Raw genomic sequence first — 15,296 nt, 5'->3', positions numbered from 1 at the left:
GTCGCGTCGCCCCGGGGCACCATCACACGATCAGGTCGTGCGCTGCGTGCGCAGCCGCGCCAAATCCCCAATGTCGTGGCTCGGTGGCGGACGCTTCGGCCGCCTCGTGCCAGTGCACCGACAGCTCGTTCGTTTGCGTCGTCGACCTTTGGTGTGCTTCGGCGTCCGCACCAGCTCGCGTCCACGCCGCGGCGTGCTCCGGCTCCGGGTTGATGAAATCAGACCCGTGAGAGCCGGGGTGTTTGAAGCGAAATGAGCCCTCAACGTGAACCGAAGCAAGACCGTGATGTGACGCCTCGATAGGCGTCGCCGACACGGCCTCCGGCGAAGTGATCGAGCCTTCGCCGCTCGCCACGACAGGACGTTCCTCAGCGGGCGCGGTCTCGTTGCCGCTGCCGGGCGTCGGCGGCTGGCCGAAGACAAACTTGTCCTCCGGAGGTGATGCTGTGTGATGAAGCTGGTCGACGGGCGGGTCTTTGCTCGGCGGGGATCCCGCAGTGTTCCCGTCGCCGGCTTCGTTCAAATGCGCTTTCGCCTCGTCGGAGTGAACGAACCGAGTGTGCTCGATCAGAACAATTCGTTCGCAACCGGCATCGGATGCGCAGCCGCTCGCTTTCGCGAATTGTACGTTGTCGTGCCCGCCGATCGGGACGGCGCGATCGCGGAGGATCTGGATCTCGCCCGATGAGACGTCGCTTGTCGTCGGCGCGCTACTCGTCGCCTCGTTGCCGGCGCCCGGGTCCAGATTGGCCGGTTCGGCTCCGATCGCGTGAGCCGACGTTTCTGGCGCGACTACGAAATCGGATAGCTGAACGGTGGAAAAACCAGTTTGATGGATTTCCACGAGACTGGAGTCGCCGATGCTCAGGGGTTGATCGGTCGGATTGACGTAGACGATGGTTTGGTTTGCCGAGCTGTCATAGAGCCAGGCGATCGTATGGGCCGGAACCGTCGTGCTGGAGGGGTCGAGGGCCAGAACGACGAATGTGAGCGCGCCGAGAGCCGTGAGGTCGGTCCGATCAGATTCCGATTTGGAGCTGGGGGCGAAGTCCGGTCGAGCTTCTCGGGAACCCGATATCGAGGCAAAGACGAAATGATCAGCATTATAGCTGCCTACAAGACTATCGTGTGCGTATCCGCCGAGACAGGTATTGCAATCGTCTTTTGTACCGATCTTGTCATGATCCGGGCTTTTTGCGGAGACGGCGATACCATCAGTGCTCTCCGCTGAGACTTCACGCAGCGGCGTACCACCGCTGAGATCGCTGACGGCGCCGTCGCGACTGCTGGCATCCGCCGCCTGGTTGACGGCAGCATCTCCCGCTGCCGTATCGTTGTCCGAGGTCGCGGAGACGTGGGACCGATCGGCGGTATAGAACGCCGATGCGGCCCCATGGCCGAAGTCATCGCGATCGTCGGCGCCGTGGATTGTGATCGTTATCGACTGTTCCGTGCCATCGATGGAGGTCACTGTGAAGGTGTCGGTCAACGTTTCGCAGGAATGAAGCGCCTGCACGGCACAATTTGCCGTGTCGAGCGTGTAGGTCCACACGCCTGCCGCGGTCATCGTGAACGTACCGTAGCCGCCCGCGCTCCGTGTCGGGCAGGCCACTGCCGTGAACGTGTTGGGCGGATTGTCGACGTCGGTGTCAGTCAGTCTGCCGCTCGCCGCCGGCCTGCCGTTGTGTTCGCAGTCGGGCTCGGTCACCGAACCAGTGGTGCAGCCGCGGATGATGGCCGGATCGTTCGTGCCGTGGATGGTGATCGTCACCAACTGCGCGGTTCCGTCGATGGTGGTCACCGTGAAGGTGTCGGTCAGCGTGTCGCCGACGTTCAGCGCCTGCACGGTGCAATTGTTGTCGTCGAGCGTGTAGGTCCAGACGCCGTCGGCCGTCATCTTGAAACAGCCATAGCCGTGATCGCTCGCCCTTGGCGAGGTCACCGGTGTGAAGCTGTTCGGAATATTGTCGACATCCGTATCGGTAAGCTGGCCGGTCGCGATTGACGGCTCGCACTTCTCATGCCCGGCTTCCGTCACCGTGCCGGTCGCTGTGCCGGAAATGACGGCCGCATCGTTGGCGCCATTGATCGTGATGGTGATCAACTGTGGGGTGCCGTCGATGCTGGTCACCGTGAAGGTATCGGTCAGCGTTTGGCCAACGTTCAAGGCCTGTACGGAATTGTTGGACTGATCCAGCGTGTAGGTCCAGACGCCATCCGCGGTTATTGTGAAGGTGCCGTAGCCGTGTGCACTCTGCGTCGGCGAATTGACTGCCGCGAAGGTGTTGGCGGGATCGTCGACGTCGGCAGCCGAGAGCTTGCCGGTTGCGGCCGGTCCGCCCGATGCCGCATTGGCGACGCCGCCGGATTCGAGCGAAGAACCGGTTGTCGTGCCAGCGATGATCGCCGCGTCGTTGGCTCCGTTGATGGCAATCGTGAAAATCTGGTTGGCCGAGAGCGACCCGTCCGTCGCGATGATTGAAAAAGCTTCGGAGGTCGGGGCCTTCAGCGCGTTGATCGCAGCACTATCGGGAACGAAAGTATAGGCGCCAGTCGCACCATTCAGGAAAAGCGTGCCGTAAGGACCGGTTTTCGATACGTCATAGGTCACTCCATCCAGCACGGTATTGCCACTGGCGCCTCCGCTGATGGAAAAAGTCAGCGTGACGTTGGAGCTTGGACTGCTGGCGCTGAATGTTCCGCTCGTCGCGGTGAAGGTATCAAACACGGCAGTGTCGAGCTCGAGCGGTCCAGCCTGAGCGTTCAGAGTTGGCGGCGTCCGTATGATCAAGATCTCGGGAATGACGATCGGCTGAATCGGTGGCAGCGCGTTTGGCGCCGCGGGCGCATCGGGCGGTATGAAATGGATCGGCTCCAGTGGCAGAGATTCGACGAACGGAGGAGTGCCGGATCCGTTCGTGCCATACCCCTTTGCGAAATTGGCGAGCGCCTCCTGTTGGGCCGCTCGCAGCTCCTCCATGCGAAACGGGCTGTTCTCGAGCTGGTTTACGGAAAGCCCGGAGCCGACTTTGTTCAGGATGACCGTTTGTCCGGGGTCCTCGACAATGATGTGCCGCGGGACAGCCTCCTTGGTCGTGAGTTCGAACACGCCGTGGGCCAGATCCTTGTAGGAAAGCGTATCGTCATCGAGGAGCGTTACGTTCGGGTCTGAGGCCTTCGCCTCTTTGAGAGCGGAGAAGAGCAACGCCGTGAGCGACAGCGTCCAGAAGCTGCCCGCCGGAGCCCGCTCACGAATGTTTGCGATCGTTCCACCGAGGAAACCGCGCTTTGCCATCTTTGGTCGGGAATGCCGGACCGTAGTGGCCTCGCGCTCGTCCCCGTGCCCTGCAGCGGACGTGACCGGCATTGTTCAACCTCGACAGCCAAGCGGTCGGGCCTCGGCGTTGCCGCATCTTTGCTGGCTTGCCGCGTTACGCGATCAGGAGCAATTTGCGCAGGCAACCTCGGCCAGTGCCGCTGAAGGTCCTGGTGTCCAAGAGTTCCGCCCCGGTTGGTCACGACAGAATTGCTGTCGTTTCGCCGGGCGGCACGGCTTTCCCGCAAAAAAAATCTTTGAAATTGCCGAGCTCGGATAGTGGTTCTTTCGCGCCTGGGGTTAGCCATTCGGGGTACCCAATTTGGCTAGGTGGCGAGTCGCGCGGGCTCTGCCAATATGTGCGACGGCTTTCGCCGACGATGTCGCAGCCGTTCGAATGCTCAAGGACAATATCTTCAGAAAATGGGGAGTCATGGGCATGCATGGGATGAACATCTTAGCTGCAGGCCTCGTTGCCGTGCTGGCCGGCTCTTCACCCTATCCAGCTCATGCGCAGAGCGATTCTCCGCGGCCTGCCGTTCTGGACTCGGCATCGAAGCCAATTGGGAAAGTTGTGGCAGCCACCGGGCCGGTCGCCATCGAGCATGCTGGCGCTGTCATAGTCCAGGCGAACGCCCCGGGCGAACCCATCCAGACCAAGATTGGCGATCCCGTCTATATCGGCGATGTGGTCAGCACCGGTGTCGATGGACGGGTCGGCATCAACTTTGTCGATGGAACTTCGTTCAACCTGGCGAGCAATGCCCGCATGAAGTTGGACGAATTCGTCTACGATCCAAATGGCAAGTCCAACTCGAGCGTCATCAACCTGACCAGGGGCACGTTCGTTTTTGTCGCCGGTGCGGTTGCGAAAACCGGCGATATGAAGGTCGACACGCCAGTCGCCACGATGGGCATTCGGGGCACCACGCCTCACGTCGAAATTTCAGATGACGGCGCCACCAGGTTTTCCACCCTCATCGAAGAGGGCAAGAGCAAATATACCAAGAAGTCCGGAGCGGCCGGATCGCCACGACCCGAGCAAAAGGCCGAGCACAGACTCAATCTGAACATCTGCCGAGGGTGCTAGAGCGTTTTTCAGCTTCATCAAAACCGGGCTCTAGGATTGGTTCTAGCCCGCGCAAGCGCCGGATCTCGGAAGATCGGGGGCCTGACATGAAACCAGGATTGTCCGTTGGCAAAGGCGGAGTGCCGGTTGCCATCCTGCTGTTGTTTGGCTTGCCGGTCGCGGCTCAGGATTCCAAGGTGGGCGGCAGCTATCTCGGGAATATCGAGCTGTGCAACGGGCGTGATACCATTCCGCCTGATGCGCGAATCGGCGCCTGCACGGCCTTCATCACGGCGCATCAAGGTACGACGGCAGCCTTTGCCATCGCCTATAACAATCGTGGCAATGCCTACACCGCGATGGGCGATCTCGACAAAGCCATCCGCGATTTCGACCAGTCGATCGAGCTCAATCCGGCATACACAAAGGCCTACAACAACCGTGGTGTGGCTCACTTGAGAAAAGGCGACTATGAGCGCGCGATCGGCGCCTTTGATGATGCGATCAAGCTCGACCCTCACTACGGAGGTGCCTTCGTCAATCGCGCCGCGGCCTACCTGAAGAAAAATGATTACCGGCGCGCGGCGCACGATTACGACGAGGCGATTCGTCTCCAGCCCGACTTGCAAGCCGCATGGAGCGGACGATGCTGGGTTCGGGCCGTTCTCGGCGCGGGGCCGGCGGCGCTGGAGGACTGCGACAGAGTGCTTCAATCGGGGTCGACCAGCGCTGCCGTGTACGACTCGCGTGGGCTGATTCATCTGAAGATGGGCGAGTTCGGTGCGGCGATCGATGATTATAATTCTGCTTTACGAGCCGCCCCCGAATTGGCGAGTGCGCTGTTCGGACGGGGGCTTGCTAAGCTGAAGCAAGGCGACCGGATTGGCGGCGATTCCGACATTTCGTCTGCCAAGACGATTCAAGGCAATATCGGCGACGACTTCGCGCGTTATGGCGTCGGTTACGACTGAGTTCGCGACCTGGCTCCGCCTTCCGCACCTCGATTATCGTTGAGACGACGGTGATCGCCGGACGGGCGGTCAGAGTGTTAGTAGCTCATTAACCGCTTGCACCCAGATTCGGTCTCAGCTCTCGAGCCAAGTCTCTCGGCGCGCCGCGGTAGCCCAAGTCATCAATACAGCATTAACAAGTCCTTAATTGCGAAAATCTACATTCGAAGGTGTGGGCCGGCACCAGTGCCGGCGTAGACCCGTCGAACCGGAAGAAATGCCGCCAATGGCGCGAGAGGCTGCCGCTGGATTTGTGTCGCGAGCCCGCGCCTTGGCGCTGGGGCTGTGGCGCCATGTCCACAAGGCGGTCTTACTAGGCGCCTGCGCGTTGATCGGCCTTAATACTGCTGCCCATGCCGCCGATACGGTCCGGGGCGAGGCGAGCTTTTCGGCCAGCGGCGGCTTTGCCCGTCTCGTGATCAAGCTCGGCGAGGACGTTCCCTCCGAGGTCACGACCGCGGGCTCCATCCTCGTCATCCGCTTCGAGCGCCCCGTCGACGTTCCCGTCGATCGCGTGCCGGAAGGCGCCCCCGATTACGTCAACTCCGCCCGGCGCGACCCCGACGGCAGCGCGATCCGGCTGTCGCTGGCGCGGCGCGTCACCGTCAACACCATGAATGCCGGCGAGCGCACTTTCATCGATCTGATGCCGGAAGGCTGGAAGGGGCCGCCGCCGAGCCTGCCTCAGGAGGTGGTCAAGGAACTTGCCGAGCGTGCGCGTGCCGCCGAGCGTGCGCTGCGCGCCCAGCGCGCCGCAGCCGAGAGCAAGAAGCGTCCGCCGATCCGTGTGCGCGCCTCGATACAGCCGACCTTCGTGCGCTTCGCGTTCGAGATGCCCGACGGCGTCGGCGTCTCCTCCGTGCTCAACGAGCAGAAGCTGACGCTCGCCTTCAACGCCAATCTCAGCTTCGACCTCGCCGATGCCGTCGTAGCAGCGCCGCCGAACGTCGCGTCGATCAAGCAGAAGTCCGATATCGACCAGACCAGCATCGAAATCGCGCTGATCGGCGATTCCGACGTGCACTCCTTCCGCGACGACAAGAACTACGTCGTCGACATCGCCTTCCAGCCCGACAAGGGCAAGACGGCCGCAACGCCTGAAGCCGCGATCGCGAAGGCCGAAGCCGGCGGTCACGCGCCGGCGCCGGCCGCTGAAAAGCCGGCGGCCGCGAAGCCGAAGGACGCCCATGGCGAGATCAAGCCGCCGACCTCGGAGGCGATCGCGCGCGAAGCCAAGATCAAGGTAACGCCCGAGGTGAAATCGGAGGCGAAGCCGGAAGCGCCCGCTGCGATGCCGGTTGCCGAGGCGCCGAAACCGGCGGCGGCAATCACCTCGACCGAAGCTCCGCACGTCACGGAAGCGCCCAAAGAGCCCGTGAAGGAAGCTAAGGAGCCGATCAAGGAAGAGCCTAAGGAAGCGCCCAAGGAAGCGCCCGTCGAAGCCCAGGCTGCGCCACCGCCCGCGGCGGCCAGCGTCGATGCGCGCCGCGACAGCGACGGCCTGCGCGTGACGTTCCCGCTTCAGGTCTCAACGCCGGCCGCCGCGTTCCGCCGCGGCGACACGGTGTGGCTGGTGTTCGACACGCCAAAGCCGATCGACGTCGAGGCGATCCGCACCAAAGGCGGGGCGATGATCGGCGAGGTCAGCCGCACGCCGCTCGAAAAAGGGCAGGCGGTGCGCATCCGTCTCACCCGTCCGCTGGTCTATTCGCTGAGCAGCGAAGAGGTCGGCAAGGAGACCAACTGGCTGCTGACGCTCGCCGACAAGATCCAGGCAACGCCGCTGCCGCTGATGATGTCGCGCAACATCACCGATCCCGCGCTCGCCAACATCGCCATCCCCTTTGCCAATCCGGGCCTGCTGCACAAGCTGACCGACCCCGATGCCGGCGACATGCTCTATGTCGTCACCGCGCAGCGGCCGGTCCGCGGCTTCATCAAGCGGCAGGATCTCGTCGATCTCTCGCTGCTGGAATCCGCCCACGGCATCGCGATCCGGCCGAACTCCGACGAGGTCGGCGTCGAGATTGGATCGGACAAGGTGATTCTCGGCAAGAAGGGCGGCCTGACGCTGTCGCCGGTCGACGTTTCGGCCGAGCGCGCACCGACGGCGGTGCGGCCGGTCTTCAATCCCGAGGGCTGGCGCAAGGGCCAGTCGGAAGATTTCTGGACGCGCCAGAGCGAATTGATCATGGCGATCTCGGCCGTCGAGCCGGCGCAGCGTTCGCTGCCGCGGCTCGACCTCGCCCAGTTCTATATGTCGCGCGCGATGTATCACGAAGCCAAGTCCGTGACCGAATTGATGCTGAGCGATCCTCTCAACAAGGAGGAGAGCAGCGCGTTGATCATGCATGCGATCTCGAGCATCCTGATCGGGCGGCCGGCGCTGGGCCTGAAGGATCTCGCCAATCCCGTGATCGGCAACAGCCACGATTCCCTGCTCTGGAAGGCACTTGCCTATGCGCGCCAGGGCAAATGGGCCGAAGCGCGCGAGAAATTCAAGAATGTCGAATTCGCCATCGCCTCGCTGCCGCTCGACATCCAGCGCATCGTGACGATGGATGCGATGCGCGCCTCGCTCGAGGTCAAGGACTATGCCGGCGCCTCGAAGCGCCGCGGCGAGATCGAGGTGGTCGGCGTGTCGCCGGAGGCTGCGCCCGGCTTTGCCGTGCTGCGCGGCCGCCTCGCCGAGGCGCTCGGTCACGACAAGGATGCGCTCGACGACTACAAATTCGCCGTCGCCTCGGACGACCGGCCGGCGGCCGCAGAGGCCAAGCAGCTCGAGGTCGCGCTGCGGCAGAAGCGCGACGAGATCAGCAAGGAAGACGCGCTGAAGGAGCTCGAGACGCTGTCGATGACCTGGCGCGGCGACGCGATCGAGGTCAAGACGCTGCAGATGCTGTCGCAGCTTTATTCCGAGAACGGGCGCTATCGCGACGCGCTCACCGCCGCGCGTACCGCGACCAAGCTGCAGCCGAACGCGGAAGCCTCGCGCCAGGCGCAGGATCTGGCGTCGGATCTGTTTACGCAGATATTCCTGGGGCCGAAGGGCGACGAACTGCCGCCGGTCGAGGCGCTCGGGATGTTCTACGAGTTCCGCGAACTGACACCGATCGGCCGCCGCGGCGACGAGCTGATCCGCCGCCTGGCCGATCGTCTCGCCTCGATCGATCTGCTCGACCAGGCAGCCGAGCTATTGCAATACCAGGTCGACCACCGTCTCGAAGGTGCAGCGCGCGCGCAGGTCGCCGCGCGCCTTGCCATGATTTATCTCGCCAACCGCAAGCCCGACATGGCTATCACGGCGCTGCGCGCGAGCCGCATCAGCGACCTCTCCGGCGAATTGCGGCAGCAGCGCCTGCTGCTCGAGGCGCGCGCACAGAGCGACGTCGGCCGCCATGACCTCGCGCTCGACATCGTCTCCAACGTCAGTGGTCGCGAGGTGCTGCGGTTGCGGTCCGACATCTTCTGGGCCGCGCGGCGCTGGCGCGAGTCCGCCGAGCAGATCGAGCTCTATTACGGTGAGCGCTTCCGCGATTTCAAACCGCTCAATGCGGTGGAGAAGAGCGACATCATCCGCGCCGCCGTCGGCTATGCGCTGGCCGACGACTCCATCGGGCTGTCGCGCTTCCGCGAGAAATATGCCCCTCTGATGAGTGAGAGCGCCGACCGGCTCGCCTTCGACATCGCCAGCAAGCCGGCGGCCGGCTCCAGCGCCGAATTCGCCGACATCGCAAAGCTCGCCGCAAGCGTCGACACGCTCGACGGCTTCCTCCGCGAGATGAAGCAACGCTTCCCCGACGCCACCGCGCGCGCACCCGCCGCCCCGCAGGCCAAGGACGAGACCGATCATACCGGCTCGCTGCCGACGATCCCCGTCGTGCGGCAGATCAAGATGACGCGGTAGGAACCCTGCTACGTCTGGCCTCTCGACAGGCGCCGAACGAGACGGCAACCTGTGCACCTTCATGCCGGGAGAGCGACGATATGAGCAAGCCTGCCAAGACCGAAGCCGAACTCATCGCCATGGCGCGCGCCGAGTTGAAGGTCCATGCCGACGGCCCCGAGGGCATGTCCATCTCGATCGTCCGCGACGGCGACAGCTGGGAGTTCCGCGCCGATGCCGACCGGGCGACACGCGACAAGCCCGGCTTCCCCGAAAGCGTCGCCATGCTGGTGCAGATCGGCGATCACCTCAGCAGGCAGTATGACTTGAAGGGGTAGGGGCGGCGGCCCCACTACCCCCCGTAACTCTGCACCAGGCTTCCCGCCACCAGCGACCAGCCGTCGACCAGCACGAAGAAGATCAGCTTGAACGGCAGCGAGATCGTCGCGGGCGGCAGCATCATCATGCCCATCGACATCAGCACCGAGGCGACGACGAGGTCGATGATCAGGAAGGGGAGGAACAGCAGGAAGCCAATCTCGAAGGCGCGCTTCAGCTCGGAGATCATGAAGGCGGGGACGAGGATGCGCAGCGCGAGCTCGTCGGGCGTCGCCGGCGGCGGTTCGCCGGAGAGATCGAGAAACAGCTTCAGGTCCTTCTCGCGCACGTTCTTCTGCATGAAGCCACGCAGGGGGACCGAGGCGCGCTGCAGCGCGTCCTCGACGCCGATCTGGTTGGCGACGAGCGGGCGGATGCCGTCGTCGTAGGATTTTTGCAGCACCGGCCCCATCACGAAGAAGGTGAGGAACATCGCCAGCGCCAGGATCACCGAGTTGGGCGGCGCGGTCGCCGTGCCCATCGCGGTGCGCAGCAGCGACAGCACGACCACGATGCGCGTGAACGACGTCATCATGATCAGGATCGACGGCGCGATCGACAGCACCGTGAGCAGCGCGATCAGCTGGATCGCACGTTCGGTGACACCGCCACCGCCCGCACCGCCGCCGCCGAGATTGATGCTGATGTCCTGCGCATGCGCAGGGGAGGCAAGCAAACCCGTGGCGAGCAAGGCCGCGGCGATCAGGACAGAAGGGACAAGAACTCTACGCGGGAAGGACGGCAGCCTCACGAAGACGGCTTCGGACGGCCGAGCAGCGAGGCCATCTCGTCTTCGAGATTTTCAAAGCTGGTCTTTTCCGGAGCCGGCCTGGCCGGCGGCGCCGAAGGGGACGGCGGTTCGGCGCGCGCGGCGCGCGGCGGAGCGGCGGGCGGCTCCGGTGCAACCGGCGGGGCGATGGTCTCGCCGCCCGGACGACGGAGCGCCGCCTCGAGGCGCTGGGCCATCTCGGCGAGATTTTGCTCGGCATTCGACGGCGCGGCGGCAGCGGCTGGTGGCGGAACGGGCGGAGCCTGCAGTCCCGGCGGGGCCTGCGGCACGGGCGGGGGTGGCGGCGCGGCTGCGCGCTCGGCACGCACCGGCGGCACCTTCACCGGCTCACTCTGGCGCGGCGGACGCGGCATCAGCGGCGGCTCGCTGCGTGCAACGCGCGGCGACATCGGTTCGGGTGAAAAGCCGCCGAGCGCCGGTTCGCCGCGGCGTTCGGCCAGAGCGGGCGCCGGCCGGCGGACTTCGTCGGCGAAGGATGGACGTGCAGGCCGCGGCGGCGGCTCGGGCATCTGCGGCTCGGGATGATCGAGCACTTCGGGGCGCGGCGCTTCGTCTGCCCAGCTGCCGGCATCGGGCATCGGGGCGAGCCGCGGCGGTTCGGCTGCGCTGGGACGCTGCGGAATCTGATCGCGGCCGGCTGCGGCGCGCACGATATTCGGTTCGACGACGATGTCGGTCGGGCCGCCGATCATCAGGAGATGTTCGACATTGTCACGGCGCACCAGCACCAGGCGCCGGCGGCCATCGACTGCGGCCGCGTCGATCACCGCAAGCCGGGGCATCCTGCCGCGCTGGGTGTTTGCGCCGAGCCGGGTGGTCGCGAATCGGCGGACCAGCCATGCCGCGACGCCGATCAACGCGAGCACGACGATGAACGCGACGATGAAAGTGATAGGGCTACCGTTCATACCTGTCCCCGGTAAATGGCGCTTCTCTCGTGCCTATGGTCGGAGCGCCGACCACCGGCGTGCGATGCCCCAAAAACTGCGATTTCTTAACGTCCCGCGGCAAGTTTTGCCGTCCCCAACCCTTAATAACCTATGAATCGCCCGATCCAAAACGACTTCTTGGCCTGTGCAGGGGCCGCCAAGCGGTTGGGTTAATGCGATTTTTGGAACGCGTAGAATCACGGGGGGAGCATTGCATGTCTCAGTCAGAAACATGCATCTGCCGTGCCTTAACCACCTGTTAACCATACACGCGGCAAATTCTGCCTAGCTTCGGACCCAGGCTCGCACGTGGGTCCGGAAGAGGCGGAAGGAGCCGCGACGATGTCCATCAACGATCTTCCGGTGCTGTCGGCGCTTCGCACCAAGATGCAGTGGCACCAGGAACGCCAGCGCGTCCTGTCCGAGAACGTCTCCAATTCCGACACGCCCAATTTCCGGCCGCGCGAACTGGTCGAGCCGAAATTCGACAAGGCCGGCGCTCCCGCGGGCTCGATGGGGCCGCTGGCGATGACCGTCACCAGCGCCTCGCACATGACGCCATCAGGTGCGGCGTCGAGCTTCGACCAGAACAAGAATGCGGGTTTCGAGACCCGTCCTGCGGGCAATGCCGTCAATCTCGAAGAGGAGATGATGAAGTCCGCCAGCAACCAGATGGATTATGCGGCGGTCACCTCGCTCTATTCGAAGAGCCTGCATCTTCTGAAGACCGCGATCGGCAAGGGCTAGAGGTAAGAGAGGCGCATCATGGCGAATGACAGCAGTGACTTTGCCCGCTCGATGGCGATCGCAACCTCCGGGTTGCGGGCGCAGGCCGGGCGGATGCGGGTGATCTCGGAAAACATCGCGAATGCGGACTCGACCGCTCCGACCGCGGGCGGCGATCCCTATCGGCGCAAGGTGCCGACGTTCTCCGCGGCGCTCGATCGTACGCTCGACGCGCAGGTCGTCACGCTCGGCAAGATCAAGCCCGACCAGTCCAACTTCCGCGTCAAATACGAGCCGAGCAATCCGGCAGCGGATGCCATAGGCAACGTCAAATATCCCAACGTGAATTCGGTGGTCGAGATGACCGACATGCGCGACGCGCAGCGGTCCTACGAGGCCAATGTCAACATCATCAGTGCAACGCGCCGGATGATCCAGCGCACGCTCGACATCCTCAAGAGCTGAACAGGAAACCCCAGGCCATGGCAACACCGACAATCGCGGCCAATGCTTACGCCAATCTTGCCCGCGTGCTGGAAAACACCGGTGCTGGCAAGGGCAGCGAGGCGAGCGGGCAGTCATTTGCCTCGCTGCTGAAGGACGCCGTCGGCAGCGTCATGGAATCCGGCCGCAAATCGGACGCCCAGACCGTGGCGATGGCCTCCGGCAAGGCCAACGTGATGGACGTGGTGACGGCGGTCGCCGACACCGACGTTGCGGTGTCCACGCTGGTCTCGGTCCGCGACCGCGTGATCGCCGCGTACGAAGACATCATGAAGATGCCGATCTGATTTTTTGGCGCTGGCGCTCGCCCCAATCGTCATTGCGAGCGAAGCGAAGCAATCCAGACTCCCGCCTGCAGAAAGACTCTGGATTGCTTCGCTTCGCTCGCAATGACGAGGGGATATAGGGCTTCGCATCGCGCGGATAGCGGTGGGGAGGCGAAAATGAAAGGGAAGTTTAAAATGACCGGACCCGAGACGCTCGACGTCGCCCGCGATGCGATCTGGACCATCGTGATCGTGTCGTCGCCGCCCATGGTGGTCGGCCTCGTCGTCGGCGTCATCGTGTCGCTGTTCCAGGCGCTGACCCAGATCCAGGAGCAGACGCTGGTCTACGTGCCGAAGATCCTGGCCATCTTCGCCACAATGCTGCTGGCGCTACCGTTCATGGCCGACGCGCTTCATTCCCACATGATGCGGATCTCGTCGCGAATCATCGGCGGGTAAGGCACAATGCGCTTACCATGCGCATCGACGTCTCGCTGCTGCCGGCGCTCGCCGCGGCCTTCATGCTCGCTTTCGCCCGGGTCGGTGCGATGGTGATGCTGCTGCCGGGGCTCGGCGAGACCAATATCCCGACGCGGGTGAAGCTGTCGATCGCGCTTCTGCTGACGCTGATCATCCTGCCGCTGCATCGCAACGCCTATCAGGTCGACATGGGCTCGCTCGCGCCGATGCTGGTGCTGATGCTGCATGAGATCGTGATCGGGATCGTGCTGGGCGCAACCGCGCGCGTGACGCTGTCGGCGCTCCAGGTCGCAGGCGCAGTGATTGCGCAGCAGATGGGATTGGGCTTCGTGACCTCGGTCGATCCGACGCAAGGGCAGCAGGGCATTCTGGTCGGTAATTTCCTCACCATGCTGGGTGTGACGTTGCTGTTCGCCACCGACAGCCATCATCTGGTGATCGCGGCGTTGAACGACAGCTACGCGATCTTCGCGCCGGGCGAGACCATGTCGAGCGGCGACGTCGCGTCGCTCGCCACGCGGGCTTTCTCCGCCGCGTTTCTGCTCGGCTTGCAGCTGTCGGGGCCGTTCCTGGTGTTCGGTCTCGTCTTCAATATCGGGCTTGGCGTGCTGGCGCGGCTGATGCCGCAGATGCAGGTCTATTTCGTCGGCGTGCCGCTCTCGATTTTCGTGGGTTTCATGGTGCTGGCACTGGTGCTCACGGCGATGATGGGCACCTATCTCGACTACTTCATCGGTGTCATGCACCAGATGCTGCCGCTGAAATAAGAGGGATCGATGGCCGAAGACAACGATCCGGAGAGTCAAACAGAAGACCCGACGCAAAAGCGTCTCGAACAGGCGCTCGAGCGCGGCGACGTCGCCAAAAGCCAGGAGATCAACACCTGGTTCATGATCGCGGGCGGCACGCTCGTGGTTTCGACCTTCTCCGGCTCGGTCGGCAGCGGCCTTATGACGCCGTTGCGCAACCTGCTCGCCAATTCCTGGATGATCAAGACCGACGGCGGGAACCTGCTCGCGCTGATGCAGCAGATCGAGGTCGCGGTGTTAGCTGCGGTCGGCGTGCCGCTCCTGATGCTTGTGATAGCGGCCATTGTCGGCAACATGCTGCAGCACCGGCTGGTATGGTCGGCGGAATCCCTCACGCCCAAATTCAGCAAGCTCTCGCCCGCGGCCGGCTTCAAGCGCATCTTCGGCAAGCAGGCGGGAGCCAATTTTCTCAAGGGTATCGGCAAGCTCGTCGTGCTCGGGGTGGTCATGACCACCATCCTGTGGCCGGAGCGGCATCGCATGGAGGCGATGGTCAAGCTCGATCCGGCCGCGATGATGGGCGCCATTACCAGCCTGACGGTCCATCTGCTCGGCGCAGTGGTCGCCGCACTCGCGATCATCGCGATCGGCGACTATTTCTTCCAGTATCGCAGCTGGTTCCAGCGACAGAAGATGTCGCTCCAGGAGATCAAGGAAGAGTTCAAGCAGTCCGAAGGCGACCCGCACATCAAGGGCAAGCTCAGGCAGTTGCGGCAGCAGCGCTCCAAGAAGCGCATGATGGCCGCGGTTCCCAAGGCCTCCGTGATCATCACCAACCCGACCCACTATTCGGTGGCGCTGTCCTACGAGCGCGGCATGTCGGCCCCGATCTGCGTCGCCAAGGGCGTCGACAACCTCGCTTTCAAGATCCGGGAGATCGCGCGCGAGCACGACATTCCGATCGTCGAGAACGTGCCGCTGGCCCGCGCGCTGTACGCCACCGCCGAAATCGACAAGGAAATCCCTGTCGAGCACTACCATGCGGTCGCCGAAGTCATCGGCTACGTCATCCGGCTGAAGCGCGGTTTCAGCGCCGCGCAGCAATAAAACCCCCGAAAAGTACCGGAAATGGCTGTAAACTGGGAATCAGCGTACCTTTCGCCCCTGCCGCCCTTGCGTCCGCGGGTCCGATT

General features: G+C 63.7%; 13 protein-coding genes. 10 read left to right on the top strand and 3 right to left on the bottom strand.

Features of this window, described 5'->3' with window-relative positions; genetic code table 11:
* Positions 1–22: 22 nt before the first annotated feature.
* On the bottom strand, positions 23–3,367 hold the full coding sequence (locus tag K3F49_RS03185; RefSeq protein ID WP_234679436.1) for a VCBS domain-containing protein: 3,345 nt from the start codon (positions 3,365–3,367) through the stop codon (positions 23–25).
* A gap of 346 nt (positions 3,368–3,713) precedes the next feature.
* Here K3F49_RS03185 and K3F49_RS03180 point away from each other — a divergent pair, with 346 nt between their 5' ends.
* The 4 genes from K3F49_RS03180 (at position 3,714) to K3F49_RS03165 (ending at position 9,619) form a co-directional block, all read left to right on the top strand.
* The gene (locus tag K3F49_RS03180; protein ID WP_234679435.1) at positions 3,714–4,406 is read left to right on the top strand and encodes a FecR family protein; all 693 of its coding nucleotides are present in this window, start codon (positions 3,714–3,716) and stop codon (positions 4,404–4,406) included.
* A gap of 86 nt (positions 4,407–4,492) precedes the next feature.
* Positions 4,493–5,356 (top strand): tetratricopeptide repeat protein, encoded by an 864-nt coding sequence (locus K3F49_RS03175; protein ID WP_234679434.1) that lies wholly within the window; start codon positions 4,493–4,495, stop codon positions 5,354–5,356.
* A 265-nt stretch (positions 5,357–5,621) separates the two neighbouring features.
* Positions 5,622–9,302 (top strand): tetratricopeptide repeat protein, encoded by a 3,681-nt coding sequence (locus K3F49_RS03170; protein ID WP_234679433.1) that lies wholly within the window; start codon positions 5,622–5,624, stop codon positions 9,300–9,302.
* Positions 9,303–9,382: 80 nt separating this feature from the next.
* Positions 9,383–9,619, top strand: coding sequence for a hypothetical protein (locus K3F49_RS03165; RefSeq protein WP_234679432.1), 237 nt, complete (start codon positions 9,383–9,385; stop codon positions 9,617–9,619).
* Positions 9,620–9,633: 14 nt separating this feature from the next.
* On the opposite strand, the gene fliP is transcribed toward K3F49_RS03165, so the two are convergent.
* Together fliP and K3F49_RS03155 are read right to left on the bottom strand one after the other, a co-directional pair.
* A complete protein-coding gene (gene fliP, locus K3F49_RS03160; RefSeq protein ID WP_148778219.1) occupies positions 9,634–10,410 on the bottom strand; it encodes a flagellar type III secretion system pore protein FliP in 777 nt (258 codons plus the stop codon).
* Entirely contained in the window at positions 10,407–11,357 is a 951-nt protein-coding gene (locus K3F49_RS03155) for a flagellar biosynthetic protein FliO (RefSeq protein ID WP_234679431.1), read from the bottom strand. The genes fliP and K3F49_RS03155 overlap by 4 nt, the downstream gene beginning before the upstream one ends.
* 363 nt (positions 11,358–11,720) lie before the next feature.
* On the opposite strand from K3F49_RS03155, the gene flgB reads away from it, so the two are divergent.
* The 6 genes from flgB (at position 11,721) to flhB (ending at position 15,210) form a co-directional block, all read left to right on the top strand.
* Positions 11,721–12,125, top strand: coding sequence for a flagellar basal body rod protein FlgB (gene flgB / locus K3F49_RS03150; protein ID WP_234679430.1), 405 nt, complete (start codon positions 11,721–11,723; stop codon positions 12,123–12,125).
* Between the two features lie 18 nt (positions 12,126–12,143).
* On the top strand, positions 12,144–12,569 hold the full coding sequence (gene flgC / locus K3F49_RS03145) for a flagellar basal body rod protein FlgC (protein WP_234679429.1): 426 nt from the start codon (positions 12,144–12,146) through the stop codon (positions 12,567–12,569).
* Positions 12,570–12,586: 17 nt separating this feature from the next.
* Complete coding sequence (gene fliE, locus K3F49_RS03140) at positions 12,587–12,895, top strand: flagellar hook-basal body complex protein FliE (protein WP_200473261.1); 309 nt, start codon at positions 12,587–12,589, stop codon at positions 12,893–12,895.
* A 174-nt stretch (positions 12,896–13,069) separates the two neighbouring features.
* A complete protein-coding gene (fliQ, locus tag K3F49_RS03135; protein WP_234679428.1) occupies positions 13,070–13,333 on the top strand; it encodes a flagellar biosynthesis protein FliQ in 264 nt (87 codons plus the stop codon).
* Positions 13,334–13,350: 17 nt separating this feature from the next.
* Positions 13,351–14,121, top strand: a complete 771-nt coding sequence (gene fliR / locus K3F49_RS03130; RefSeq protein WP_234679427.1) for a flagellar biosynthetic protein FliR — start codon at positions 13,351–13,353, stop codon at positions 14,119–14,121.
* Between the two features lie 9 nt (positions 14,122–14,130).
* A complete protein-coding gene (gene flhB / locus K3F49_RS03125) occupies positions 14,131–15,210 on the top strand; it encodes a flagellar biosynthesis protein FlhB (protein ID WP_234679426.1) in 1,080 nt (359 codons plus the stop codon).
* The last annotated feature ends 86 nt before the right edge of the window (positions 15,211–15,296 follow it).

This window comes from Bradyrhizobium monzae, from assembly GCF_021458635.1.
GTDB lineage: Bacteria > Pseudomonadota > Alphaproteobacteria > Rhizobiales > Xanthobacteraceae > Bradyrhizobium.
Note: the sequence above shows the minus strand (reverse complement) of the source record. Positions and strands in the feature narration are given on the sequence as shown.